At 37.5% G+C, this 25,989-nt stretch carries 27 protein-coding genes and 2 other annotated features; of the genes, 4 read left to right on the top strand and 23 right to left on the bottom strand.

The window, feature by feature from the left end:
• Position 1: 1 nt before the first annotated feature.
• From tgt to ruvA, 4 genes are read right to left on the bottom strand one after another with little or no spacing between them, the layout of a single operon-like run.
• Positions 2-1,147, bottom strand: coding sequence for a tRNA guanosine(34) transglycosylase Tgt (gene tgt, locus DEX24_RS14015; protein ID WP_109307045.1), 1,146 nt, complete (start codon positions 1,145-1,147; stop codon positions 2-4).
• Positions 1,148-1,150: 3 nt separating this feature from the next.
• Positions 1,151-2,200: a tRNA preQ1(34) S-adenosylmethionine ribosyltransferase-isomerase QueA gene (queA, locus tag DEX24_RS14010; RefSeq protein ID WP_109307044.1), complete on the bottom strand. Its 1,050-nt coding sequence runs from the start codon at positions 2,198-2,200 to the stop codon at positions 1,151-1,153.
• Positions 2,201-2,218: 18 nt separating this feature from the next.
• Complete coding sequence (ruvB, locus tag DEX24_RS14005) at positions 2,219-3,223, bottom strand: Holliday junction branch migration DNA helicase RuvB (RefSeq protein WP_109307043.1); 1,005 nt, start codon at positions 3,221-3,223, stop codon at positions 2,219-2,221.
• Positions 3,224-3,235: 12 nt separating this feature from the next.
• Complete coding sequence (gene ruvA, locus DEX24_RS14000) at positions 3,236-3,856, bottom strand: Holliday junction branch migration protein RuvA (RefSeq protein ID WP_109307042.1); 621 nt, start codon at positions 3,854-3,856, stop codon at positions 3,236-3,238.
• 213 nt (positions 3,857-4,069) lie between these two features.
• Between ruvA and DEX24_RS13995 the strand changes: the two genes are divergently transcribed.
• Positions 4,070-4,606, top strand: coding sequence for a transcription repressor NadR (locus DEX24_RS13995; protein WP_109307041.1), 537 nt, complete (start codon positions 4,070-4,072; stop codon positions 4,604-4,606).
• A 461-nt stretch (positions 4,607-5,067) separates the two neighbouring features.
• On the opposite strand, the gene pheA is transcribed toward DEX24_RS13995, so the two are convergent.
• The 17 genes from pheA to pilM form a co-directional block, all read right to left on the bottom strand.
• The gene (pheA, locus tag DEX24_RS13990; RefSeq protein WP_109307040.1) at positions 5,068-5,943 is read right to left on the bottom strand and encodes a prephenate dehydratase; all 876 of its coding nucleotides are present in this window, start codon (positions 5,941-5,943) and stop codon (positions 5,068-5,070) included.
• Between the two features lie 13 nt (positions 5,944-5,956).
• Entirely contained in the window at positions 5,957-6,412 is a 456-nt protein-coding gene (locus DEX24_RS13985) for an ACT domain-containing protein (protein WP_109307039.1), read from the bottom strand.
• A gap of 19 nt (positions 6,413-6,431) precedes the next feature.
• Positions 6,432-7,721, bottom strand: a complete 1,290-nt coding sequence (gene obgE, locus DEX24_RS13980) for a GTPase ObgE (protein WP_109307038.1) — start codon at positions 7,719-7,721, stop codon at positions 6,432-6,434.
• On the bottom strand, positions 7,721-8,260 hold the full coding sequence (locus DEX24_RS13975; RefSeq protein WP_109307037.1) for a Spo0B domain-containing protein: 540 nt from the start codon (positions 8,258-8,260) through the stop codon (positions 7,721-7,723). Before DEX24_RS13975 ends, obgE begins: the two co-directional genes overlap by 1 nt.
• Positions 8,261-8,422: 162 nt before the next feature.
• Entirely contained in the window at positions 8,423-8,716 is a 294-nt protein-coding gene (gene rpmA, locus DEX24_RS13970) for a 50S ribosomal protein L27 (RefSeq protein WP_109307036.1), read from the bottom strand.
• A gap of 12 nt (positions 8,717-8,728) precedes the next feature.
• Positions 8,729-9,070: a ribosomal-processing cysteine protease Prp gene (locus DEX24_RS13965; RefSeq protein WP_109307035.1), complete on the bottom strand. Its 342-nt coding sequence runs from the start codon at positions 9,068-9,070 to the stop codon at positions 8,729-8,731.
• Between the two features lie 20 nt (positions 9,071-9,090).
• Entirely contained in the window at positions 9,091-9,399 is a 309-nt protein-coding gene (rplU, locus tag DEX24_RS13960) for a 50S ribosomal protein L21 (protein ID WP_109307034.1), read from the bottom strand.
• 12 nt (positions 9,400-9,411) lie between these two features.
• Positions 9,412-9,495, bottom strand: a sequence feature (ribosomal protein L21 leader region).
• 347 nt (positions 9,496-9,842) lie between these two features.
• On the bottom strand, positions 9,843-10,640 hold the full coding sequence (gene minD, locus DEX24_RS13955; RefSeq protein ID WP_109307033.1) for a septum site-determining protein MinD: 798 nt from the start codon (positions 10,638-10,640) through the stop codon (positions 9,843-9,845).
• A 1-nt stretch (position 10,641) separates the two neighbouring features.
• Positions 10,642-11,313, bottom strand: a complete 672-nt coding sequence (locus tag DEX24_RS13950) for a septum site-determining protein MinC (RefSeq protein WP_109307032.1) — start codon at positions 11,311-11,313, stop codon at positions 10,642-10,644.
• A gap of 21 nt (positions 11,314-11,334) precedes the next feature.
• Positions 11,335-11,862 (bottom strand): rod shape-determining protein MreD, encoded by a 528-nt coding sequence (mreD, locus tag DEX24_RS13945; protein ID WP_109307031.1) that lies wholly within the window; start codon positions 11,860-11,862, stop codon positions 11,335-11,337.
• The gene (gene mreC, locus DEX24_RS13940; protein ID WP_109307030.1) at positions 11,862-12,764 is read right to left on the bottom strand and encodes a rod shape-determining protein MreC; all 903 of its coding nucleotides are present in this window, start codon (positions 12,762-12,764) and stop codon (positions 11,862-11,864) included. Before mreC ends, mreD begins: the two co-directional genes overlap by 1 nt.
• A gap of 15 nt (positions 12,765-12,779) precedes the next feature.
• On the bottom strand, positions 12,780-13,799 hold the full coding sequence (locus DEX24_RS13935) for a rod shape-determining protein (RefSeq protein WP_109307029.1): 1,020 nt from the start codon (positions 13,797-13,799) through the stop codon (positions 12,780-12,782).
• A 92-nt stretch (positions 13,800-13,891) separates the two neighbouring features.
• Positions 13,892-14,584 (bottom strand): RadC family protein, encoded by a 693-nt coding sequence (gene radC, locus DEX24_RS13930; RefSeq protein ID WP_109307028.1) that lies wholly within the window; start codon positions 14,582-14,584, stop codon positions 13,892-13,894.
• Complete coding sequence (locus DEX24_RS13925; RefSeq protein ID WP_109307027.1) at positions 14,581-14,943, bottom strand: hypothetical protein; 363 nt, start codon at positions 14,941-14,943, stop codon at positions 14,581-14,583. The genes radC and DEX24_RS13925 overlap by 4 nt, the downstream gene beginning before the upstream one ends.
• A gap of 206 nt (positions 14,944-15,149) precedes the next feature.
• Entirely contained in the window at positions 15,150-15,833 is a 684-nt protein-coding gene (locus DEX24_RS13920) for a hypothetical protein (RefSeq protein ID WP_109307026.1), read from the bottom strand.
• Positions 15,833-16,417, bottom strand: coding sequence for a hypothetical protein (locus DEX24_RS13915; RefSeq protein ID WP_109307025.1), 585 nt, complete (start codon positions 16,415-16,417; stop codon positions 15,833-15,835). Before DEX24_RS13915 ends, DEX24_RS13920 begins: the two co-directional genes overlap by 1 nt.
• Entirely contained in the window at positions 16,417-17,397 is a 981-nt protein-coding gene (gene pilM / locus DEX24_RS13910; protein ID WP_109307024.1) for a type IV pilus biogenesis protein PilM, read from the bottom strand. Before pilM ends, DEX24_RS13915 begins: the two co-directional genes overlap by 1 nt.
• 473 nt (positions 17,398-17,870) lie before the next feature.
• On the opposite strand from pilM, the gene DEX24_RS13905 reads away from it, so the two are divergent.
• Positions 17,871-19,418, top strand: a complete 1,548-nt coding sequence (locus tag DEX24_RS13905; RefSeq protein WP_109307023.1) for a hypothetical protein — start codon at positions 17,871-17,873, stop codon at positions 19,416-19,418.
• Positions 19,419-19,671: 253 nt separating this feature from the next.
• Here DEX24_RS13905 and DEX24_RS13900 read toward each other — a convergent pair whose 3' ends face one another.
• Positions 19,672-20,919: a bifunctional folylpolyglutamate synthase/dihydrofolate synthase gene (locus DEX24_RS13900; RefSeq protein WP_109307022.1), complete on the bottom strand. Its 1,248-nt coding sequence runs from the start codon at positions 20,917-20,919 to the stop codon at positions 19,672-19,674.
• 97 nt (positions 20,920-21,016) lie between these two features.
• Between DEX24_RS13900 and DEX24_RS13895 the strand changes: the two genes are divergently transcribed.
• Positions 21,017-21,883: an ATP-grasp domain-containing protein gene (locus DEX24_RS13895; protein WP_109307021.1), complete on the top strand. Its 867-nt coding sequence runs from the start codon at positions 21,017-21,019 to the stop codon at positions 21,881-21,883.
• A gap of 5 nt (positions 21,884-21,888) precedes the next feature.
• Positions 21,889-22,698: an ATP-grasp domain-containing protein gene (locus DEX24_RS13890; protein WP_170112957.1), complete on the top strand. Its 810-nt coding sequence runs from the start codon at positions 21,889-21,891 to the stop codon at positions 22,696-22,698.
• A 58-nt stretch (positions 22,699-22,756) separates the two neighbouring features.
• Here DEX24_RS13890 and DEX24_RS13885 read toward each other — a convergent pair whose 3' ends face one another.
• A complete protein-coding gene (locus DEX24_RS13885; RefSeq protein WP_109307019.1) occupies positions 22,757-25,405 on the bottom strand; it encodes a valine--tRNA ligase in 2,649 nt (882 codons plus the stop codon).
• Between the two features lie 71 nt (positions 25,406-25,476).
• Positions 25,477-25,692 (bottom strand) — a binding site (T-box leader).
• Between the last annotated feature and the right edge of the window lie 297 nt (positions 25,693-25,989).

The following is a 25,989-nucleotide window of genomic DNA, read 5'->3' as shown; positions in this document are numbered from 1 at the left end:
ATCAGAAATTTTTTGCATTCGGTTTATTGAATCCATATGCTTCAAAAAACTCTTCTTTGAAATCTAATAAACGATCTTCGCGAATTGCTTGGCGAACATTGCGCATTAAATCTTGTAAGAAATGTAAATTATGAATGGAAGTTAAACGAATACCAAATGTTTCGTCTGCTTTAATTAAGTGGCGAATATAGGCGCGTGAATAGTTCTTACATGTGTAACAACCACATTTTGGATCTAATGGTCCAAAATCACGTGCAAACTTAGCATTTTTAATAACGACGCGACCTTCACTCGTCATACATGTACCATTACGTGCGATACGTGTAGGTAATACGCAGTCAAACATATCGATTCCACGAATTGAACCATCAATTAATGAATCGGGTGAACCTACGCCCATTAGGTAACGTGGTTTGTCAGCAGGCATTAATGGTGTTGTATATTCCAACATGCGGTTCATAATTGGTTTTGGTTCACCTACTGATAGGCCACCAATTGCATATCCAGGGAAATCTAAAGAGACTAAATCTCGTGCGGATTGCTTGCGTAATTCCTCGAATTCGCCGCCTTGAATAATCCCAAATAATCCTTGATCTTGAGGACGCGCATGCGCTTCTAGGCAACGTTCTGCCCAACGAGAAGTACGCTCTACTGATGCCTTCATATAGTCAAATGTTGCAGGGAATGGTGGACATTCATCAAATGCCATCATAATATCTGAACCTAGATCATTTTGAATTTCCATTGCTTTTTCAGGACTAAGGAACATTTTACTACCATTTAAATGGTTGCGGAAATGTACACCTTCTTCTGTAATTTTGCGCATATCACTTAAAGAGAACACTTGGAAGCCACCTGAGTCGGTTAAAATTGCGCGATCCCAGTTCATAAATTTATGAAGACCACCTGCTTCTTTAATAATATCATTCCCCGGACGCAACCATAGATGATACGTATTACTTAATAGTATGCCGGCACCCATCTCTTTGATTTCTTCAGGTGCTACAGTCTTGACGGTTGCCTGAGTACCTACTGGCATAAATGCTGGCGTTTCAAATGAACCATGGGGTGTATGCACAATCCCCAGACGTGCTCCTGTTTGTTTATCTTGTTTAATTAATTCATAACGAATTGCTTCTTGAGACATGTATTAATTTCCTTTCTGAGCTTTCGGACGAATGAACATTGCATCGCCGAAGCTGAAAAATCGATATTTTTCTTGTACTGCAATTTTATAAGCATTTAAAATCATATCACGTGATGCTAACGCTGAAATCATCATGACTAAAGTCGATTTAGGTAGGTGGAAATTTGTCACCATACCATCGATTGCTTTATATTCGAATCCTGGATAAATGAAAATTGAAGTCCAACCTGAATCTGCTACAATCTTACCGTTATGACGTTCTGCAATTGTTTCCAATGTACGTGTCGATGTCGTCCCGACTGAAATTACATTGCCACCAGATGCTTGTGTATCACGAATAATTTGCGCTGTTTCTTCAGATAGATGATAGAATTCAGCATGCATATCATGCTCTTCAATATTTTCGACATTTACCGGACGGAATGTACCAATTCCTACATGTAATGTTAAAAAAGCTACTTTTACACCTTTCGCACGAATCGCATCCAATAGTTCCTCTGTGAAATGAAGGCCTGCTGTCGGTGCAGCTGCCGAACCAAGTTCTTTAGAGTAAACTGTTTGGTAGCGCTCTTGATCCTCCAGTTTTTCATGAATATATGGAGGCAATGGCATCGTGCCTAATTGCTCTAAAATCTCGATGAAAATACCTTCATAATCAAATTTGAATATACGACCACCATGGTCAAGTACACCTGTACAAACAGCTTTTAATAAGCCATCTCCAAATGTTAATTCCGTACCAACTTTGACGCGCTTAGCGGGTTTGACTAATGTTTCCCACTCATCGGTAGTCGTTTGTTTTAATAATAATACTTCTGCATGGCCACCTGTTGCTTTTTTCTCACCGATTAATCGTGCTGGTAAGACGCGTGTATTGTTTAAAATCAAACAATCCCCCGCTTTAAATTCGCCTAATATATCACGGAAATGGTTATGTGAAACCTCTCCAGTTTCGCGATCTAAAACCATCAATCTACTTGATGTGCGGTCTTCTAAAGGTATTTGTGCAATTAATTCTTCTGGTAATTCATAATCAAAATCTTCTAATTTCATGACTTTACTTCCTTTGTATTAAGTTTCTGATGGGTATGCATAGCCAAAATGCTCATAAGCAAGCGCCGTAACCATTCTACCTCTTGGCGTACGTTGAATGAAACCAATTTGCATTAAATAGGGTTCATAGACATCTTCGATTGTCATCGATTCTTCACCGATGCTCGCTGATATCGTGTCTAAGCCCACAGGACCACCTCTAAAGCGTTCAATCATATTCTCGACTAATTTACGGTCAATATGATCCAAACCTAAAGGGTCAACCTGTAGTAACTCTAAAGCCGTTTGACACAATGGTAGCGTAATATGACCATCTCCGATTACTTGCGCATAGTCACGCACGCGCTTTAATAGACGATTGGCAATACGAGGTGTACCACGAGAGCGTCTTGCAAGTTCAATCGCACCCTGTTGATGAATGGCCACTTGAAATAATTCTGCACTGCGTTCAACAATTTCTGCTAATGCTTCTTCATCATAATAGTCCAATCTTAATAATACACCAAAACGGTCGCGAAGTGGTGCTGATAATGCACCCGATCTCGTTGTTGCACCAACTAATGTAAAAGGTGGTAAATCCAAGCGTATTGAACGTGCTGTCGGTCCTTTTCCTACGACAATATCCAAGCAATAATCCTCCATTGCTGGGTAGAGTACCTCTTCAATTGCCCGTGGTAGTCGATGAATTTCATCGATGAATAAAACATCTCCTGGCTCCAATGAACTTAAAATAGCAGCCAAATCACCAGGTCGTTCGATTGCTGGTCCACTTGTCATTTTAATATGAACAGCCATCTCATTCGCAATGACGGTAGCTAACGTCGTTTTACCTAATCCTGGCGGGCCATATAACAATACATGGTCTAAGGATTCTTCACGCATTTTAGCTGCTTCGATAAAGATTTTCAGATTATCCTTTACCTTATTTTGCCCGATGTACGTATCCAAGGTTTGTGGTCTAAGTGAAAGTTCTATTTGCTCATCGAAGTCCGTCGATTCACTCGATACTACACGATCCTCCATAAGACACACCTCCTATTGTTGTTTTAATAATATTTTTAACGCTTCTTTCATATAGGCCTCTGTGCTAGTCAGCTGATCATTGTCAGCCAATTGCTTTTTAACCTTGATGAGTTCTCGTTCAGAATAACCAAGCGCTTGTAACGCCAAAATAGCTTCTTCCAGCTCATGTTTATGCGGATTAACACCAAATAGTGGCAATTCATCCTCCGCACTTGGCAAGTCCATATTTTCCATAAGCATATCCAATTTCCCTTTTAAATCTAATATCATCTGACGCGCTGTTTTCTTCCCAACACCTGGAAATTTCACGAGGAATAGTTCATCTTCTTGCTCAATTGCCGCAATGACATGACTTGGATTACCACTTGCTAAAATGGCTAAAGCACCCTTAGGTCCAATGCCCGATACCTGTATTAATTTTCTGAAAAGCTCGCGTTGTTCCAACGATTTGAAGGCAACAAGATTCTGTGCATCTTCACGTACATTAAGATGAGTAAAGACTTGAACATCTTCTGAACCAATCGAAAAAACATATGGATTTGGCGTATTCAATTGCCAACCAATACCTTGAACTTCGATGACAATATACTCTGGTGTAATACGCGTAATGGGTCCTTTTATGTAATCGTACATATACATTTCTCCTTTTATAACAGCTTTGTGATTATATCATATTTTAAGAATACCCTAAAAACAAACACATATTCCCATATCCTTTTTATCATACCATAATCGCCTATTTATTTTGAGCTAAATGTTTCTTCAGCTATGTATTTTCCTACGGTTTATGAATTTTCATGGTAAAATGGAGTAAGTGTCTATCAAGGTTTTACGTAGAGGTGGAAAATGAAAAAATTATTAGGTGATGAACGCCGCAATTATATTTTAGAATTATTGCGACAAGAAGGCAAAGCAATAACTGGCACAGAATTAGCCAAACGGTCCAATGTATCGAGACAGGTCATCGTCAACGATATGGCTTTGTTAAAAGCGAAAAACGAGCCAATTATTGCAACGAGTCAAGGCTACTTATATCTATCATCAAATGCGGATACAACAATATTTGAACGTGAAATTGCTAGTTATCACACGACTGCTCAGGCAGAGGATGAACTCAATATATTAGTAGATGCAGGTGTAACGGTTAAAAACGTTACGATTGTCCACCCTGTTTATGGCTATTTAACAGCTTCAATCATGGTATCAAGTCGCTATGATGTCCAGCAATTTATCCAAAAAATTAAAGAGACAGACTCTAATTTCCTCATGGATTTAACGGAAGGTGCGCATTTGCATGTCATTTCGGCAGACTCAGAGGAAAAGCTCGATCAAGCCGTTGAACAATTGAGCAAAAAAGGCTATCTATTGTCTATAAACGAATAATATTCACTTTAAAAGAACGATTTCTATCGTGTAAGCTGAGCTAACATAATTCATGCTTAATTTATTGTTGTCATAGACTGTTATGCTAAAAGGAAAATCATGAAAAATGTTCATGTATGTTGGGGCTACCCCTTTAGGTTAAACAAAACAAAAAAGCATCTTCAAAGAATTTGGATATAGATACCGACTATTCTTTGGAGGTGCTTTTTTATGCCTTTCTTTTGCCTACTCATCGTGAATGAGATAGCGCGAACTCCTACCAAAAAACAAGTGGAAATAAATAGTGCGCTACCTGTGGCGGAAAGCAATCGCTATTTCTAAAAGTCTAAAACATGAATTTTTTTTAAAACCTCAACCTATATAATAGAACCTACAATCTATCATTTGCCTCAAATAGCGAAAAAAATATCTATAGATTATATACTCTTTACTAAGAGCATTCTCTATAGATATTTTTCGATTTAGTGTGCAGTTTTTTGCTTATACGTAAAATAACTACCTAAAGATTTGACAGAACAGCCTAGAGCACGAAGCTCCTCCATTGCGCCCTGCATCAATGGTGCATTCTCGTCTTCTAATAAATCAACAATGAAAAAATAATCGCCAAGTCCAGTTTTTAACGGCCTTGATTCTATTTTACTCATATTAATTTGGCGCCAAGCAAAAACGGATAACACTTGATGTAAAGAACCAGAACGATCGCTTGGCAATTTAATCATTAAAGTCGTTTTTAAGCTATCTAGATGATCTTCTCTTTCGATACGATCATTGCGTTTTGATAGGACGAAGAAACGCGTATGATTAAAGTGAAAATCATGAATATTATCTTCTACAATTTTCAAATCATACTGCGCTGCGGCTGCGGTATTAGCAATCGCTGCAATTTTTTCCTCAGGGTGCTCTGACACAAATTGTGCGGCAGCTGCCGTTGAAGTTGTTTGATTTAATGGTACAGATTTAAAGCGGTAATGTAAAAATTTATGGCATTGCGCTAATGCATGAGGGTGCGAATAGATATTATTAATCTCTTCCCATTGCTCCACATGGTCTTTATGCACCATTAAATGCTGCTCAATTGGTGAAAGAACTTCAGCCAAAATATAGAGATTTGACTCGTGAAACAAGTAATCAATTGTTAGTGGTACAGAGCCCTCTAACGCATTTTCTACCGGTACGACAGCTATATCTACCTGCCCCGAATTAACTGCTTCTATACATTCTGGTATCGTTCTATATGGAATTACCCAATCGTTTGGGAATAATTCCTTTGTCGCCAATTCAGTGAATGTCCCTTTTGGACCTAAAAAGGCCACACGATTTTCCCACTCTTTAGTCAATTCAAAAAGCCCCCTAAAGCGCTCCTGAACTAATAACCTCAGCTGATTCAACAAAATCAAGTTTTTTTAGACTATGAATAAGATCTTCAAGATCTACATCCATCGCCGTGACATCTAAAGAAAGTGTTACGTTAGCTCTACCTTGAATAGGGATGGTTTGATGAATTGTCAACACATTACAATGAGTATCTGTAACAGTTGATAACAATCTCGCCAAAGTTCCTTTACGATCCTCCAATTGTAAGAACACAGTTAAGATACGTTCTTGAACAATTGAATGAAAGGGGAAAACAGCATCGCGATACTTATAAAACGCACTCCTAGATAAATCAACCTGTTTCACAGCATCCCAAATTGAAGAAACTGTGCCTGATTGTAGCAGTTGCTTTGCCTCAAGTGTTTTATGCATAGCATCTGTTAAAACATCTTCGCGAACTAAGTAATACCGTTGATCTGCTATTTTTTTCATCTTTTTCCCCCCTGAATCGTTACTCTACAAATTCAAATTCGAATTTAAGTAAACGAACTGTGTCTCCGTTTTCAGCACCATTTTCTCTAAGTGCTTCATCAACGCCCATACCACGCATTTGACGTGCGAAACGACGAATTGATTCTTCACGACTAAAGTCAGTCATTTTGAATAGACGTTCGATCGTATCACCGCTCAATACGAATGCACCATCTTCATCGCGTGTAACGATGAAATCTGCGCCCTTGATTTCATGTTTGTACATGACAGTCGCATCAGATGCATCTTCTTCATCATCATTTAATAAGAATTCTGGCGTAACATCTAATAAATCGACGATTGAATAAAGTAACTCTTGTAAACCTTGACGAGAAACAGCAGAAGTCGAGAAGATTTTCACATCGTCATCGAAGTGTTTTTTAAACTCAATCAAGTTTTCTTCAGACTCAGGCATATCCATTTTATTCGCAACAATTAGCTGTGGTCGCTCAGTTAAACGCATATTATATTGTTCTAATTCTTTGTTAATTGTTACATAGTCATCATAAGGTTTACGGCCTTCACTTGCAGACATGTCTACAATATGAACGATTACACGCGTTCTTTCGATATGTCGTAAGAACTGATGACCTAAGCCAACACCTTCTGATGCCCCTTCAATTAATCCTGGTAAATCAGCCATAGCAAATGATTGCCCTTCGCCTACTTGAACCATTCCTAAATTAGGAACAATTGTCGTAAAGTGATAGGCACCAATTTTTGGTTTTGCAGAAGATACTACCGATAATAAAGTCGACTTACCAACACTCGGGAAGCCTACTAAACCAACGTCTGCTAATACCTTTAACTCTAATATAACATTAAGTTCTTGTCCTGGCTCGCCTTTTTCAGATAATTCTGGCGCTGGGTTTGATGGTGTAGCAAATTTGATATTACCACGACCACCACGACCACCACGAGCAACAACTGCTTCTTGACCATGTTCAACTAGATCAGCAATTACGCGACCCGTTTCTTCATCTGTAACAACAGTACCTGGTGGCACTGACACGACTGATGGCTTAGAACCACGACCATGAGCACCTTTACTCATACCATTTTCACCCGGGATAGCTTTAAAATGACGTTTGAAACGGAAATCCATTAATGTACGTAGACCTTCATCTACTTTAAAAATTAGATCTCCACCATTACCACCATCACCACCGGCTGGTCCACCATTTGGTACAAATTTCTCACGACGGAAGGCCACCATACCATCTCCACCGTCTCCACCTTTTACATAAATCTTAACGTGATCGACAAACATTAATAAATTACCTCCTTACTTCCTAAGACACTATAGCGCCAAAGAGAATGGCTGTAGCTTTCAACTTCTGCTACAAGCTCATTTGAATCGATGGGGATTTGCTTATAATCGGCAGTCCATCGACCTTTTATTTCAACATTCAGCTCAAAATAATCCTTTGTTGAAATGATATTAATTTGACAGTTTTGTTCTACTATTGCATCAATATAGTTCGCAATATGTTGTAACGTTGTTTCTAAATAATCCCGAATGACATGATCCCATTTAGCTGGCAGTGCATCTGTAATTGCACAGTCAATCGTCATATTTATCGCAGGAAATCGCCACTCACATGTATGCAGCCATTCAACAAGTCTTTCGGCATGTAAACTATTGATTACGAAAAATCTATTGCAGTTTTGAGCTATATTCATTAAAACTTCATTTGCACGCTCTACATTCTCTAAAGCTAAGTTCATCTTTATCAATTGTAGGTGGTTCAAGAAGTCATGGTTCATATGTCTTAAAACCTCATTCACTGTTAGTGGCTGATCTGTCACAAGTACACACTCCTTTGACGAAATGTTCTTGTAGCTAGTATACCAATTTTTCTGCTAAAATTCTCGTAATTAGAAAAAAAATTCGGTATTTGCTAACAGGAGCAAATACCGATTTTTAACGCGAAAAAAGGACTGCAAAGCTGCAGTCCTTAATTTGTAAAATTAAGCTTCTTTTGCTACAGGGTACACGCTAACTTTCTTTTTATCGCGACCGAAGCGTTCGAATTTAACTACGCCGTCTACTTTAGCGAAAAGAGTATCATCGCCACCGCGACCAACGTTTTCACCTGGGTAAATTTTAGTACCGCGTTGACGGTATAAAATTGAACCACCTGAAACGTATTGACCATCAGCACGTTTAGCTCCTAAACGTTTTGACTCAGAGTCACGTCCGTTTTTAGTAGAACCAACACCCTTTTTAGAAGAGAAGAATTGTAAGTCTAATTTTAATAACATATGTTGCACCTCCTAGACCATTTTATATTTTAATTCGATAAAATCTCCATAACTAGCTACCATCGTATAAAACTGGGTAGTCATAGTGCGAAGGATTATTTGCAGTTTTACGTTTTGATCAGAACTTACATCGGTAGGGTCAATAATGACAGATAAAAATCCGCCTTCTTCCCCCTGCTCGATACCTGGAATGATTTTTGCTACTTCACCGATTGCATTTACAGCACCAAAGGCAATTGCAGATGCACCAGCGCAAACTAAATCATGACCATGCTCACCTGAATAGGCGTGTCCTGAGATCTCAAAACCATATGACTCACGAGCATCATTACTATGAATTTCGATTGTAATCATAATTTTTCACCTCATAGTTATTAAGCGTTGATCGCTTCAACAACAAGTTTAGTGTATGGTTGTCTGTGACCTTGTTTACGACGATAGTTCTTTTTAGCTTTAAGTTTGAAAACTACGATTTTTTTAGCGCGACCGTGTTTTTCAACTTTAGCTGTAACTGTTGCTCCAGCTACTAAAGGAGCTCCAACTTTAACGTTTTCGCCACCAACAAATAGAACTTTATCAAAAGTTACCACTTCACCGTCTTCAGCGTTGATTTTTTCAACGTAGATTTCTTGGCCTGCTTCAACTTTGATTTGTTTACCACCAGTTTCAATAATTGCGTACATAACTGCACCTCCTTATAAACTCAGACTCGCCTTCATAGGTGATTTACATTGCTGTAAATTCTTTATGTACCTCGTTAAGAGCGGTTGTAGCACGGGTGCTACATAACATATGAAATAATACCATATAGAAAATCATCAGTCAATAGCTATTACTATATTAGAAAAAAATTGCTATGCTCTTCAACTTTTTTAATGATTTTATCTACTAGCTATCCATTTCCCTTTGCATCAGAAAGATGACTCCCCTAGAACAAACCTACGCTTGCCAGCTAGCGTGATGATAATACCATTCTTTAATAAGTTGATCGTTACATGCCACCTTAACACTAGCACCATGTATCAAGGCTTACAAGGCCAACAGACTGTCTTTTGAGGTATACAAAAAAAGTGATGATGTGAAATGACAGGCATTTCGAATCATCACTTTCAATATAAACAATTAATTATTTAGCAAACAATGCTTTAAATTTAGCAAATACGCCCTGTTTCTCTCTATCTAGAGACATTAAAGGAACAGATTCACCCATGACGCGGCGAACAATATTACGATACGCTTTGGCAGCCTGTGTATCTGGCTCCATAACGATTGGTTCGCCTTTATTTGACGACGTAATGACACGATCATCATCTGGAATAATTCCGATTAAATCAAGCGATAAATGTGTTGTGATTTCGTTAACATCCATCGTTTCTCCACGAGACATAAGATGTGGGCGTATACGGTTAATAATGAGCTTAGGTGCTTCCATCTCTTCTTGCTCCAATAAACCGATAATACGATCCGCATCACGTACTGCTGATATTTCAGGAGTCGTAACGACGATGGCACGGTCTGCTCCAGCTACCGCATTGCGATATCCTTGCTCAATACCCGCTGGACAATCAATTAACACATAATCAAATTGTTGTTTTAATCCCGTAACAAGCTCTTTCATTTGTTGCGGATTAACCGCGTGTTTATCCGCTGTTTGTGCCGCCGGCAAAAGGAATAACAAATCTTCAAAACGCTTGTCTTTTACAAGCGCTTGATGAACTTTGCAACGCCCTTCTACCGTGTCAACTAAATCGTATATAATACGATTTTCTAAACCTAAAATAACATCTAAATTTCTTAATCCAATATCCGTATCGATTAAACATACTCTTTTTCCCTGTAACGCCAATGCAGTACCTAGATTGGCGGTAGTAGTTGTTTTGCCAACTCCACCTTTACCGGAAGTAATTACAATAGCTTCTCCCACATTAGCTTCCTCCCTTAAACGTCGACAAATTCGGTCGTATTACGCGTAATTCCTGAAGTCGTTTAATCGCAATATTACCATCTGCCAGAAGATATGCACATTCCATCTCAGGTGTTTCCGATAATTCCTTCTTTTCATTCGTCATGATTTCCATAACGTCAGCAATCATTAGATGGGTCGCTTCTAACCACGACGCCCCAATTACTGTATCTCGGTTACCGTTTACACCTGCATGAGCTATGCCTTTTAATCGTCCCAACACAAAAATACTGCCACCCGCTTCAACTCTCGCGTTAGGATTCACATCACCAATAACGACAAGGTCACCTTCTGATTTTATTTTTTGACCAGAACGAACGATGCCAACATATGTAGAAGACTGACTTTCCAATATACGTTGATTTGATTCTTCAATTGTAATAACATCACTCTTCACTTTAGAAACTCTTACGTGAAGTGATTCTTGCACAACATTCAGTAGTTCTTTCATCTGTTCACCATCACAGAAACGATTTCCTGTTGAAATCTGCACTTCTATTTGCTCATCAAAACGGTCTTCCATGAGCTTCCCTTTTAATGCACTAACCAGTTCTGAATAGCCACACTGATCGTCTAACATTAGAACAAGACCTTCTTTAGTTCCTTTCATGTAGACAAGCTGCTTCGTCGTCAAAAAAACCACCTCACATTTCCTCTATAGTATGGACTGATTTGCCTTTTCTAAAACTCTTGCCTCTAAAAGATACTTAAACGTCCAACCGAGCATAATCAAATAAATTGAATTTGCAATCATAGTAGGGACTAAGCGTTGATTCAAGAATTCTGCAAAACCAATGTCAGTATAGCCGATGAGAAAGAAAAATTGGTGTAAAAGAATTTCCAAAAGAGCCACTAGTAGTAAAGACAAAGTAGTCGTTACAACAAGATGTTGATGTATATATTTTACTGTAGAACCAGCAATAAAACAAATAAAGGGATATAAGAATGTATAAAGACCGATAATGTCAATATACACAATATCATTTAACACACCAAATGCTAGTCCATACCACATGGCTTTCTTACGATCATAATAGATTGAAAGAAATATCAAATATAAAATAAGAAAGCGTGGTACAAGGTAATAATTTTCACCTGAAAATTCAATCGGAGAAAATAAAGAAAACTCGGTTTCTAGAAAGAAGAGCGCAATTGCAACAGCTGGAATAAGAAGTCTAGCCATTACTTGTCATCTCCTTGATTCGATAAATCTTTATTCGTTGAATCTCCATCAGAACCATCCACTTGGACAGCTTGACGCTTCGCAATTACGACGTGATCAAGCATTTGGAATGAAGCTGCCGGTTTAATATACGCTAATTTTGTTAGTCCAAAATCATCTGTCGTTACTTTAGTGACCTCACCAATTAACACACCTTTAGGGAATATACCCCCTAAACCGGAAGTAGTAACCTTATCTCCTTTTTTGACCTTTAATTTCGAATCAATTCTTTTCAGCATCAATTCTCCACGTTTAGCATCATAACCTTCGATAAGTCCTCGCGCTTGCTTCCCTTTGCTTGAAATCGTCGCCGATACTCGGTAGTTTGTATTGTTGGTTGATAGTAACTCGACTTCTGATGTATATGGCGTCGCTTGAATAACTTTACCTACAAGCCCCTCAGTCGTTAATACAGCCATATTCACTTTAACGCCAGCTTTAGAGCCTACATTTAAAATAAGCTTTTCTTCCCATTGATCTGGGTTTCGAGCGATAACATCTGCTTGTATAGGGTCATATGAACGTAAATCAGATTTTTTATCCAAAAGTTTTTGAAGGTCTTTATTCTCTGAATCCAACTCATAAACCTGTGCTTGTAATGTACCGAACTCTTCTAAACGTGATTTCAAACGTTTGTTTTCTTCATACGTGTTGATCAATTCGTCCACATTATTTATAAGCCCTGTAACATAACCAGCCGGCTTCGCGACAAATGATTGTCCTAGGCCGACTGTATCTTTTATGATTTGTTCAGGGAATGATACCTTTTTACGATCGCTTAAGGTATAACTGATCAATGCCACTAACAAAATGACGCCGACAAGAAGCATTAATAATCGTTTATTCGACAGAAAATGTGGCATTGTTTAATTCCCTCCTTAGATTGTTTGATGACGTCTAATTGTCTCCAGGTTATCAAGAGCCATACCCGTTCCAATAGCTACGCAATCTAAAGGTGATTCTGCAATAAATACTGGCATATTCGTTTCGTTGCTAATGACTTTATCTAAGTTTTTCAGCAATGCTCCGCCACCAGTTAATACGATTCCACGCTCCATAACATCTGCCGATAGTTCTGGCGGTGTTTTTTCCAACGTTTTTTTCACGCCGTCAATAATTGCCGCGATGGATTCTTTTAATGCATCCGCAATTTCAATTGAAGAAATTTCAATTGTTTTTGGTAAACCTGTCACTAAATCACGACCACGGATTTCCATTTTTTCTTCTTCGCTTTCAGAGCTACTTGCAGAGCCAATCTCCATTTTAATCGCTTCAGCAGTACGCTCACCGATTGTAAGGTTATAGATTTTGCGGATGTATGCTGTAATCGCTTGGTCCATTGCATCACCTGCAACACGCACTGATTCACTTGTTACGATTCCGCCAAGCGAAATAACTGCTACTTCAGTTGTACCACCACCGATATCGACTACCATGCTGCCTGTTGGTTCCCAAACGGGTAAGTTCGAGCCAATAGCTGCTGCAAAAGGTTCTTCAATAGTGAATGCTTCTCGAGCGCCTGCTTGTTTAGCCGCGTCAATAACTGCACGTTGTTCAACCGAAGTAATACCGTATGGCACACAAATCATAACATTAGGTTTTTTGAAAGAACCACCTGCTGATTTTAATGCATTTTGTAAATAATGTTTAATCATCGTTGTTGTAATATCGAAATCAGCGATTACGCCATCTTTCATTGGACGAATAGCCACGATTGAACCTGGTGTACGACCAATCATATTCTTCGCTTCATTACCTACTGCCACAGTCATATTCGTTTGTGTATTTTTAGCTACTACCGATGGTTCACGTAAAACAATACCCTTACCTTTAATAAATACCAATGTATTTGCTGTGCCGAGGTCAATACCGACATCTTTCCCACCTAATCCAAACACTATAACTTCTTCCTTTCTTTAGCCGTTTGCTCAACAAGCTGTCATTAAATCATACCTTTTATTATACTAGATAAAGTTGAAAAATCACAGTCCTAGAAGAACCCTTTCGCTTTCATGCTTAAATAGGTATAATCACCGATGATTAAATGGTCCAACAAGTCGATGCCTATTATCATTCCGGCTTCCGCTATTCTCTTTGTTACCGCTATATCTTCCGGGCTTGGCGTTGGATTACCCGAAGGATGATTATGTGCACATATTATTGACGCAGCTGATCTTTTAACTGCTTCACGAAAAATTTCGCGAGGATGAACGATGCTAACATTTAAGCTGCCGATAAAAATGGTTTGTTTATGAATAATTTCATTTTTAACATTTAAAAACACGACAACAAAATGTTCCTGCATGAGTGATGACATATGCGGCATTAAAAAATCTGCTGCATCCGTCGGGTACTTAACAACGACCTTGTCTAAGCTGTTTGGCAAGTGCAGGCGTTTACCTAGCTCAAAAATCGCTAGCAGTGTAGTCGCTTTTACCTTACCAATCCCTTTTATAAACTGTAGTTCCTCACTTGTCGCTTGTTTCAAATTATCGAGCGTATCAAAGTGCTGTAAAAGTTTCATCGATATATCCAATACCGACTCTTCCTTTGTACCTGACCCTAAAATAATAGCTAATAATTCTTGATTGGACAAAGATACGGCACCAAATTGCTGCAGCCTTTCTCGTGGTCGATCCCTCTTAGCGACATTTCGCACATCTCGCATCGAATTCATCTTCATATTAAATTTGTCTCGTTTAAACTATAGAACTTATCATAGTCATTTTGCAAATCATCTATTGAATCAATTAAACTCGCTTTTTCTCTATGCCAATAATCAACCGCTTCGTCTACGAATACTTGACCTTCCCCTATTATATTATAACTAACATTCACTGGAAAAGGTTCCTTAGTTTCAAGAAAATTTTCAATGTTTTTCATGTGTTTCGCTCGAATATACATAATTGTTTCTGAAACACTCATTTCTATGTAATGAATGATCTTATTAAACAAATAAGTTATAGGTCTTCCATATTTCCCAGGCAATAAGGTCACACTGTTTTTTTGTGTCCTATTGAATAGAAAAATTTTATTTGTCATTTTTAAAACCTCCTTTGTCTACAGTGTAAAGTATTTTCAATTTTATTTTTTTTGGTAAATAATCAATTATTTGAAAACAAGCTATCAGACACGTCCATTCTCCGATTTCTGATCTAAATTGAATACCATTTTCTAAAGACCTGCCATTTTCTCCATACTAAAAAGCCCACGCAATTCGCATGGACTTTTAGTTACTCATTTATTCTTTAATTGGCTGTTTCTTTTTTATTATCAGCCTTGACTTTTTGTGAAGCAAAACTGGTCATTTGAATCGTTGCTGTCACAACACCATCATCCGTGCTTGGTGCGCTATACTGCACTTCATCTATCACATAAATACGTTTTTGATTGAGCATCGATTTAATAAAGCTATTCACTTCGCTCGCTTCATAACCACTAACTGTCAATTCAAAGGTAATTAGCTGGAGTTTTTTAGGTAAATGCTTTGCAGCTATTGCAGAAACTGGTACAATATTCGCCTGCGTTTCAAGCAATTCTTTTTCAGTAATTGCCCCTACTTTTTTCGATGTTGTAACCAATTCATCTTGTTGTTCGTAATTATTAATATGAAGATCCGTTACAACGGTCGAACTTGCCGATTCAGCACTTGCTATATTGTCCAGCAGACCCTGTAGATCGTTGTTAAATGGAATTTGAGCCTCCATCTCTGCAAGAGGTTGTGCTTTTTTCGCATCATTTTGCTCTTTCTTTAACTGATCTTCCAACATTTCAACATATTCAGTTTGGAAATTATATTTATCATGTAATGAATCTCGATAGTCCATTTCCGGTTTTAATAAATAAATATATAAAGCGACCGCAACAGCTAAAATTAAAATTATTAATAATGTAAAAATCAATGGTTTATTTTGTGCTTTTTTCGCTCTCATTATTTACCACCTCCAGATTGGAGTTTTTTCTTATCAAGCGTGACGGCAATAACTGCTTTATAACGTGATGTGCCTTCTAAATCCTGCTCTTTGTCAACATTATCAATCGTTATATCAGTGAAGGCAGAAGCGCTTGTCAATGTTACTGTTTTAAATAATTCATTTCCAGATAGTTTTTTAATATAGGCAGTTGCATCATTTAATGCATCGAAATAAACGATGAATTCTGCCCTATTATTTTTGTAAGAAATCCCTGCAAATTCTGCTGAACCAGCCGTATTTTTCATAGCGACATCAATGACTTTTGACAAATCAATTTTTTCAGTAAGCGCAAAATTGATTGAATTCCCAAGTACGCCCTGTGGTGTATTGTTAATCGCGGCAATGTCCTTTTGTAAGTCTGCAATTTGCGTTGATAGTACATCTGTTTTACGTTCTTCTTCACGTACATCACGATTTACTAAAAAGTAATTGATACCATAAAAAACAATAATCGCTAAAATTAGTAAATAGACAATTAATTTACCAAGATTCTTTTTCTTTGTATCCTGCTCTTTTGGAAGAAGGTTAATATTCGGTAGCATTATTTTGTAACCTCCTTAATAGCAAGCCCTAAAAGCGTTGCATATTTCGGGTCATAATTTGGATATTTTTTGGCTATGTCAGACTGTGTTAATTCGTTGACAGGAATCGTGAGTTCTTTTTTTAGATTCGTTGTAATCTGTGTTAATAGTGGATGATCTCCCGTATTTACAATACGCTGAATTTCCTTGCTACCACGATTTAATGAAAATTGATAAAAATGCATTGCCTTTTTAATCTCCTCGTACGCTATTTCTAATTCTCGTCGATAAGCGTCTTGTTGCATATCCAACAATTCAAACTTCAGTTGTTCGTCTGGTTCTTTTTGCATTTCCCAATTTTTAAAGAGCGTATTTATTTTATGATGCTTGATATATTCCACATTGCCTTGTTGGACAATGGCAAGCATTAAATTTGTTTTTGACCAATCAATAACTAAGTATGTGCCTAACATAAATTCTGGCATTACTTGCTCTAACAAGCGTAAGTCTGCCAATATTTCAATATCGACTGCTTCCGGGAAATGACCCAAGTCTTCAAAAATTGACTGCCATTTAGTTATTTCATCTTTTTCAGCTGCAAATATCGAAATCTCTCCTTGCGCTGAATGGTCATCATGTAAATCAAAGACAGGATAATCAAATGGTAATTGAATCGTATCGCCTATCTTCTCTTCTACGATATCTTTTATTGATTTATCAGGTTCTGTTTGACCCGATACCATAATTTTCTTCATAAACACCAGATTATTCGGTGCCAAGAATCGAATCGCATATTTTTTTAATTTTAACTTTTTAAAAGCTTCTCTAAGTATAGTAAATAACGTATCTTCGTCTTCGATAAGACCCTGTACAATAACCCCATCTTCGAGAGGAATTTGATACGTGATTCCTTGCTCTACATTATCTTTTTGAACTGCTAACACTGTAATGCTAAAGTCATCGTAGACGATGGACAACTGTTTATCTTTATTACTTAACATTAGGTTCGTACCTCCTCTTCTTTACATAAAAATTTCTCACCTTAAACCAATATACCCTTAAACTGTAAATTTAATTATATTATGCTAACTTTTTTTAAAATACTATGTAAATTATAGTCCCTCTTTTATGGAAAATATACAATGAATTTGAATAATTTCATTTCTTTCGCATTGCACGTACTTTTTGAAAAAGGGATTATAGTTTATAATGAATAAACTATTTACCTAAAAATTTTACTTTTATCACTAGGAGCTATTTGGGCAGTAATACAGCGTTTTTAGTACATTTTTATGCATATAACAGATAAAAGATTTCCATAAAATGCTTTATTCGCTACTAATACGGGTATAATTATAATACTATATCCTTTATTATTATAGTTAAAAATAAACAGTTTATTTTTTACAGAAAAAATAGTAGTAGTAACTCCCTATTTACCTGTAAAAAAAATTTGTCGTTGAGGTGACCAAATATGCGAAAAGCTCAAATTAAGAAAAAAAACAGACGGTCCGCATTCATGATACCACTTGTATTAGTCTTTGCGATTTTAGTCGTCGCAACAACCGTTCTTTTCAAAATCCAAAGTCCTGCAAAGGAACTTACGAAACAACCTAAAGAACAGCAAAGTGCCATGATTGCTGAAGCTGGCTTACAAACGATGGCCGCACAGATCACTACATATGCAGATGTCGTCTACAAAGAATTATTGGCACGTTATAATCAGCTCACACCAACCGATAAAGCTAATTTTGATGTTCAAAAAATGGCCGAAGCACAGGTGATAGAGCGACTTCAAAAATTAAAAAACAAATCCATTGTCATTGATGATTACGATAAAGTAACCACACAACAACCAACTTCTACAACGATGGTACTGTCCACTGAGCAGGCAAATCGCTTTACGCTCCTCGCGATTGGAAAAGTCGGTTCAGAAAAAACGACACTAAAACAAAGTTTCAATGTTAACTTCAATATTGCATCAACGACGATTGCTAGTAAATATGAGGTATTATATGCCATACATACAGCCAATAAAACAATCGTACAAAACGCTTCTAATATTTTGGGTTTACTAGCAGCAGCTAATACATCACGTATTTACATTGACGGTTCTTCCTGTCAGCATGCTTTTACAGGCAGTACTTATTTAAATAAATGTGTGAATGATGGCAATACAAATGCCTCTGATTTAAAAATACAAAATACTCAAAACTTTGATCAATCATTGCCGAATTTCCCAAAAAAAGAAATTAAAACTTTAGATGAAACAAACTATAATAATGAACAATTATTTTATAAGAAAAAACGACCAAAAAAAGATCCCAACGATGAAAAAGAAAAGAAAAAATACGAAAAAATATTTTTCTTACAAGATGGTGTAATGACAATTGACAGCACAACAGAGAAAAAATTTACGCAAGAAAAACCTTTCAGTTTCACATCTTCTGAAGAACGTTTACAGTCGCTCAATATTGATCAAATCAATGCCTATATTAATATAGGTGATGGTGTCCAAACATTACGTATTGATAATGTTACTTTAAGCAATGATGCCAAACTCCATATTATCGGAAACGGTCAATTAAAATTATTCATCAAAAATATTCGATCATCCGATGGTCAAATTATTGCTCGCGACAGTAAAGTGTCGACCTATATCGATGGCACGGAACCCATATTATTTTCACCGACATTTAAAAGTGCTGGATTCCTATATAACAATCGTGCAGATTTAACGATGAATCTCCATAATTATGATGGCAATATATTATCTGGCGGTAAAAAAGTTGCCATAACAGGTGGTTCTTCTCCTATCAAACAACTATTATTAGCACCAAAAGCAACTGTTGAATTGACAAATCGTACGAACTTTATCGGTGCCATCATTAGCCGATCAGCTGTTATTACGCAATCTTCTGTCACGTTTGCTCAACCAAAAACAGCTGTCAATTTCCCTCTCTCATACAAGGAATATGGCTTAGTGCGTAGCATGATTCAATTTGACACAATTGAAAAATAGAATATAATCCACCACCCTATGAACTGTATCCTGTGTATTAGAGCGATCTAATATATAGGGTTACAGTTTTTTTGCACGCCTATTTTCTACGCTTTCAAACTAGACCTCACCTGATATCACTTTAAAGTGCGTACATAAAGAAGACCAAAAAATTCTCAATTAAAAAGGAGCTTGGGATACACCCGAACTCCTTTACTCACATATAATTTAGACCTAACTTTCTACAACTTTTCACTATTCAGTAAAGTACAATCTATTTTAGCTGCTCTAAAAGGGACTTACGCCAAGTAGCTAGCAAATATAATGAGCCTGTTACAATAACGATGCAATCATCACGCATGCGATTCACTACTTCAACGACATTTTGTGCTGTTGATTTTTGTCTAGCCTGGCTTATTTTTAATAGCTGTTCAATAGGCATTTGACGTGTCTGTTGTTGTTCGATTGCTACAAAGACAAACTGTTCAGACACTTGTTCTAATTCACGAAGTACCCCATTAACATCTTTATCTTTTAACATACCGACAATAAAACAAATTTTCGCTTGTGGAAATTGTTCTTCAATCGTCTGACGCAGTTTTTTAGCACTAGCGGGATTATGTGCACCATCCATATAGACGTGTCGAGCAATTTTTTCAAAACGACCAGCCAAAAAAGAAGTTGCTACAGCATGGCGGATTTTTTGCTCTTCGGGCTGAATTTGCAAAGTCGTTGCCATCGCATGAAATGCACGTATCGCTAAAGCCATATTAGCTCCTTGGTGAGCGCCAAGCATACTCCGCTTTAACTGTGTATAGCATAGTTGACCATCTTCAAAATAGCCTTCTCCATTCACATGGAAATCCTTTGTCATCTCTAGGAGTTGCGCCTGTTTTTTTGCCGCCTCTACTACGATTACCTTATGCGCTTCTTCTGGGACTGTGCCAATAAGTGCCACACTATTTTGTTTGATAATACCCGCTTTATGGAAAGCAATACTTGCTAATGTGTTACCTAAGTAATTCGTATGCTCCAAGGCGATACTTGGAATAATTGACACAAGCGGTTCTACACTATTTGTACTGTCAAAACGACCACCCATACCACTTTCTATTATCGCCAAGTCGACATTCGCTTCTCTTATGATGGTAAAAGCAATTACTGTCAATAATTCAAAATCAGTTAACAAACCGCTAATTCCCGCTTTTTTCACCTCTAGAAAAGCCAAATCCATTTGCTCTGTTGTAATGGGATGACCATTGATTTTTATTTGATCATGAACATCTTCTATACAAGGTGACATAAACGTCGCCGTTGTCAGCTGATGCTCCTGACAAATACGTTCGAGCATTGTAATTGTAGACCCCTTACCATTTGTACCTGCTACATGACATACAAATTGCGCTAAATGTGGATTATTTAGCATTCTTAAAGCACGATTTACTGCCTCTAAACCAGGCTTAATCATATCTGAACTAACTACTTCATGCTTATTTTTATAGTAATCAAACATTGGTATCATCTCAAATTCACCCTATCTATTCATTTTACATGCTTTTCATGCTACTATTTACTATGATTGTTTTCTATTATAGCACTGTCTACGGAGGTTTTATTCTATGAAAAAATGTTGGATTATTTATAACGGTAGCTTAATTTCCGATAAATTTTTAGATCAAGCACGATTGATGGCGGAAGCCTGTGAAAAAGCAGATGTCACGCCTATTATTTATAAAAATTATGCTATCAAAATGAACTTAGCTCACCCTTTAGAGAACCGTCCAGATTTCGTTATTTTCTTAGATAAAGATATTTTGCTCGCAACTTATTTAAAAAATCAAGGAATTGCGATTTTTAATGATCCTGAAGTGATTGAAACTTGCGATAATAAAGCGAAACAGTACCTCGCCTTAGCACAAGCAAATATTCGCATTCCGACGACGATCATCGCCCCAAAAGTGTATCCTAAATTCACCATTCGTCACAGTGGTTATTTTGAAGAGGTACTCGCAACAATTGGTCTCCCAATGGTCATTAAAGAAGGTCATGGTTCCTTTGGAATGAAGGTCTATTTAATACATACAGAAGATGAATTTTATGTTAAAGTGGATGAACTTAGAGGAATTGATTTTGTCTTCCAACAATATATATCCTCAAGCTTTGGTCGCGATATTCGTGTCAATACAATTGGTACAGAGGTCGTCGCAGCCATGTACCGTCATTCTGATAATGATTTTAGAGCAAATATTACCAATGGTGGTACAGCATCTACGATTGAATTAACTCCGGCTCAACGTTCATTAGCTATTGCTGCTGCACAGGCAGTGGGCGCTGATTTTGCAGGTGTTGACCTGCTATTTGATGACAACGATGAGCCAATCGTCTGTGAAGTGAATGCTGCTTCTCATATTCGTAATATTTATAATGTTACAGGTATTAATGTAGGTGAAGCATTTGTACACTATATTTTGAAAAAGTTAGGATGAATCGTTTGAAGAAAGCTTATATAATCTACGATGAGGTAGATGCGAGAAAGAATAATATTTTTATCGACCAACTCATCGAAGCAGCTACACAGCAACAGATTGAACTGACATTACTCCTGACAAATGATTTTTCAGTCACAGAGCTTGTTAGACGCTGTCAAGATGCTGTATTTGTCTTTTATCGCGCACGGAACTGCGACTATGTCACATCATTAGAACAGGCGAATATAGCCGTACTAAACAGCAGTCATGTTAATGCATTGGCCAATAATAAATATATGACCTTACAATTTGCCAGAACGCTAGGTATTCCTACTGTGCCGCTTTTTAGAGATGCACAACATTATGAATTTCCACTCGTTTTGAAAACAATCGATGGTCATGGTGGCAATGAAGTATTGCTCTGTCAAAATGAAGAAGAATTATACAATGGTAAAAAAGTATTCGAAAATCGACTAACACTTATACAACCCTATATCGAATCGAATGCTACAGATGTTCGTGTATGGGTTCTAGATGATGTGATTTTAGGGGCTGTTAAACGTACTGGCTCAAAAGATTTCCGATCAAACTATACTTTGGGCGGCACTATTGAAAAATACAACTTGAATAACCTCCAAATTGATCATGTTTTGGCGATGCAAAAAGCGATAAAAAGCGACTATATCGGTATGGACTTTCTTTTACTTGAAGATGGGACTTGGCTCTTAAATGAAATAGAAGATCCTGTTGGGGCAAGAGCCTATTACGATCTATTTGAAAACTACTTACCGGTTCAATTAATGGATTATTTTGTGAGTAAATTTATACGATAATCAGCTACAAAAAACCTCCTCACAAATTGTGAGGAGGTTTTTTAATATAGATCACGTATTATAATGTTTGTAATTCTTTTATACGTTTGATAACAGTTGCTTGTTTTTCAAGATAATCAGCTTCTTTTTCACGCTCTGCTGCAACGACTGCTTCTGGCGCACTTCCAACGAATTTTTCATTGCCTAATTTACCTTGTACACGTTTTACTTCCTTAGTCCACTTGTCTAGCTCTTTTTCTAAACGAGTTATTTCTTCGTCTACATTAATTAAACCCTCAAGTGGTAAGAATAGTTCTGCACCAGATACTACTGCTGACATTGTTTTCATCGTTGGTTCTACTTGTAAACCAAGGGTAATTGTTTCTGGGTTACAGAATTTTTCAATATACGCTTTATTTTCTTCAAGTACAGCCAGTTCATGTTCTCCTTTAGCAGATATAAAGAGTGGTACTTTTTTACTCATTGGCGAATTTACTTCTGCACGGATATTACGTACAGCATGAATAATATCTGTTAATAATTGCATGTTTTTTGCTTCTTCAGGGAAATCTAGCTCTTTATTCACCGTCGGCCAAGGAGCTATCGTAATCGATTCTCCTTCGTGAGGTAAGTGCTGCCAAATTTCTTCTGTAATGAATGGCATTAATGGATGTAATAGACGCATTGTTTGATCTAATACATGCGCTAAAACTGAACGCGTTGTCATTTTCGCTGTTTCATCTTCACCATATAATGGTAATTTAGCCATTTCAATATACCATGAACAGAAATCATCCCAGATAAAGTTATATAATTCGCGACCTACTTCACCGAATTCATATTTATCTGATAGTATTGTTACACGCTCAATTGTTTCATTTAGACGTGTTAGAATCCATTGATCCGCTACTGATTTTTTACCAGTTAGATCGATTTGTTCATACGTCATACCATCCATATTCATTAATGCAAAACGAGATGCATTCCAAATCTTATTGGCAAAGTTCCAAATAGATTCTACTTTTTCAGTTGTATAACGTAAATCTTGGCCAGGTGAAGAACCTGTTGCTAAGAAATAACGTAATGCATCTGCACCATAGTCGGCAATAACATCCATTGGATCTACGCCATTACCAAGTGATTTACTCATTTTGCGTCCTTCTCCATCCCGTACAAGACCGTGAATTAACACATCTTTAAATGGACGTTCGCCAGTAAATTCAATACCTTGGAAAATCATGCGTGATACCCAGAAGAAGATAATGTCATAACCTGTAACAAGCGTACCTGTTGGATAATAACGTTTAAATTCTTCTGACTCTGTATCAGGCCAACCCATTGTCGAAAACGGCCATAGTGCACTTGAGAACCAAGTATCTAAAACATCCTCATCTTGATGCCAGTTTTCAACATCTGCAGGTGCTTCTTTACCTACATATACTTCACCAGTCTCGTTATGATACCAAGCCGGAATACGATGTCCCCACCAAAGTTGGCGAGAAATACACCAGTCATGTACATTTTCCATCCAACGTGTAAATGTATTTTCAAAACGATTTGGTACGAAGTTTACCTTTTCATCTTCTTTTTCTTGAAGATTTAATGATGCGCCAGCAAGAGGTGCCATTTTCACGAACCATTGTTTAGAAAGATATGGTTCAACTACTGCACCTGTACGTTCCGAATGACCGACATTATGCATATGTTCTTCTATTTTAATGAGAACGCCTGATTCTTTTAAATCAGCTACGAGTTGCTTACGACATTCAAAGCGGTCCATACCTGCATATTTACCAGCTTTTTCGTTCATCGTACCATCTTCATTCATTACTAAAATACGTTCTAAGTTATGACGATTACCAACTTCAAAGTCATTAGGGTCATGGGCCGGAGTCATCTTAACAACACCTGTACCAAAATCCATTTCAACATAGTCATCTGCTACGATTGGCAGCTCACGACCGATAATTGGCAAGATGGCTGTTTTACCTACTAAATGTGTATAGCGTTCATCGTTTGGATTTACTGCGATACCAGAGTCACCCAACATTGTTTCGGGACGAGTTGTAGCAATTTCAAGAACACCCGAACCATCTGCTAGTGGATATTCCATATGGTAAAAAGCACCTTGAATATCTTTGTAAATTACTTCAATATCGGATAATGCCGTTTGCGCTTGAGGATCCCAGTTGATAATACGTTCACCACGATAGATTAAATCTTTGTTATATAGTTTAATAAAAACTTCATTCACTGCTTCTGATAGTCCATCATCCAATGTGAAACGTTCACGTGAGTAGTCTAAGCCTAAACCTAGTTTAGCCCACTGTTGACGAATATGTCCGGCATATTCATCCTTCCATTCCCATGTTTTTTCTAGGAATTTTTCACGGCCGAGCTCATGACGAGAAATACCATCTTCACGCATTTTAGCTTCAACTTTTGCTTGTGTTGCAATCCCTGCATGATCCATACCCGGTAACCATAAGGCATCGTACCCTTGCATACGTTTCATACGTGTTAAAATATCTTGCAAAGTAGTATCCCAGGCATGACCTAAATGTAGTTTACCTGTTACATTTGGTGGCGGTATAACAATTGAATATGGCTCTTTACCACTCGTTGGTTGCGCTTCGAAGAATTTACCTTTTAACCACCAGTCATAGCGGCCTTCTTCTACAGCTTTTGGATCATATTTTGTTGGCATTGATAGATCTTGTTCTGTCATATTATTTCCTCCTCATGTCGTCAAATCACCCAATTTTAGGCATAAAAAAAACCCTCATCATCCTTATATAAGAAAAGGACGAGAGAACTCCGCGGTACCACCTTTTTTCCAGCATAAATACGACTGGCAACTTCATTGGATAACGGTCTCTAAACCGAATTTCGTTACTATTCATTCACGAAATTTGCTCATGGACTACCTTCAGACATGTACTTGAGGAACTTTTCAGCTAGCGTTCCCTCTCTTAACAAGTGGCATGTCTTACTCCTCCCAATCACAGCAATTGTTTATTTGAATAATATAATTGTAGCGGAATTTAAAGTACTTGGCAAGTACCACTCTCCATTTCAAAAACCCTTTATTTTTTCTGTCACATTCAATTCCAAATTAATGTATGAGATTATGTTTAATCAAAGGACTGTGCATCACTTGAAAAAATGAAGAGTGGGTATTAATGAGGGCACTGAAAAAGTCCACTTATGCACAGATAAGCGAGGACAGGAACGAATTTCGTTCCTGTCCTCGCTTTTCCTCGTAGCCGTTGATTCCGTTCCGGCGGACGCTTTTCGCGGGCACGGCTCCAG

Source organism: Kurthia sibirica (genome assembly GCF_003143975.1).
In the GTDB taxonomy this organism is placed as follows: Bacteria; Bacillota; Bacilli; order Bacillales_A; family Planococcaceae; genus Kurthia; species Kurthia sibirica.
This window is presented reverse-complemented; position numbering and strand designations above follow the sequence as displayed.

Excerpts from the sequence above, each read along its gene's own strand:
- DEX24_RS13925 (WP_109307027.1), bottom strand. The coding sequence starts at position 14,943 with ATGACAAATAAAATTTTTCTATTCAATAGGACACAAAAAAACAGTGTG.
- DEX24_RS13895 (WP_109307021.1), top strand. The coding sequence starts at position 21,017 with ATGAAAAAATGTTGGATTATTTATAACGGTAGCTTAATTTCCGATAAA.
- DEX24_RS13900 (WP_109307022.1), bottom strand. The coding sequence starts at position 20,919 with ATGATACCAATGTTTGATTACTATAAAAATAAGCATGAAGTAGTTAGT.
- DEX24_RS13995 (WP_109307041.1), top strand. The coding sequence starts at position 4,070 with ATGAAAAAATTATTAGGTGATGAACGCCGCAATTATATTTTAGAATTA.
- rplU (WP_109307034.1), bottom strand. The coding sequence starts at position 9,399 with ATGTACGCAATTATTGAAACTGGTGGTAAACAAATCAAAGTTGAAGCA.
- DEX24_RS13965 (WP_109307035.1), bottom strand. The coding sequence starts at position 9,070 with ATGATTACAATCGAAATTCATAGTAATGATGCTCGTGAGTCATATGGT.
- mreD (WP_109307031.1), bottom strand. The coding sequence starts at position 11,862 with ATGGCTAGACTTCTTATTCCAGCTGTTGCAATTGCGCTCTTCTTTCTA.
- DEX24_RS13905 (WP_109307023.1), top strand. The coding sequence starts at position 17,871 with ATGCGAAAAGCTCAAATTAAGAAAAAAAACAGACGGTCCGCATTCATG.
- pilM (WP_109307024.1), bottom strand. The coding sequence starts at position 17,397 with ATGTTAAGTAATAAAGATAAACAGTTGTCCATCGTCTACGATGACTTT.
- obgE (WP_109307038.1), bottom strand. The coding sequence starts at position 7,721 with ATGTTTGTCGATCACGTTAAGATTTATGTAAAAGGTGGAGACGGTGGA.
- queA (WP_109307044.1), bottom strand. The coding sequence starts at position 2,200 with ATGAAATTAGAAGATTTTGATTATGAATTACCAGAAGAATTAATTGCA.
- DEX24_RS13985 (WP_109307039.1), bottom strand. The coding sequence starts at position 6,412 with ATGAAAAAAATAGCAGATCAACGGTATTACTTAGTTCGCGAAGATGTT.
- ruvA (WP_109307042.1), bottom strand. The coding sequence starts at position 3,856 with ATGTACGATTACATAAAAGGACCCATTACGCGTATTACACCAGAGTAT.
- DEX24_RS13920 (WP_109307026.1), bottom strand. The coding sequence starts at position 15,833 with ATGAGAGCGAAAAAAGCACAAAATAAACCATTGATTTTTACATTATTA.
- DEX24_RS13915 (WP_109307025.1), bottom strand. The coding sequence starts at position 16,417 with ATGCTACCGAATATTAACCTTCTTCCAAAAGAGCAGGATACAAAGAAA.
- tgt (WP_109307045.1), bottom strand. The coding sequence starts at position 1,147 with ATGTCTCAAGAAGCAATTCGTTATGAATTAATTAAACAAGATAAACAA.
- mreC (WP_109307030.1), bottom strand. The coding sequence starts at position 12,764 with ATGCCACATTTTCTGTCGAATAAACGATTATTAATGCTTCTTGTCGGC.
- radC (WP_109307028.1), bottom strand. The coding sequence starts at position 14,584 with ATGAAGATGAATTCGATGCGAGATGTGCGAAATGTCGCTAAGAGGGAT.
- ruvB (WP_109307043.1), bottom strand. The coding sequence starts at position 3,223 with ATGGAGGATCGTGTAGTATCGAGTGAATCGACGGACTTCGATGAGCAA.
- rpmA (WP_109307036.1), bottom strand. The coding sequence starts at position 8,716 with ATGTTATTAAAATTAGACTTACAATTCTTCTCTTCTAAAAAGGGTGTT.
- DEX24_RS13885 (WP_109307019.1), bottom strand. The coding sequence starts at position 25,405 with ATGACAGAACAAGATCTATCAATGCCAACAAAATATGATCCAAAAGCT.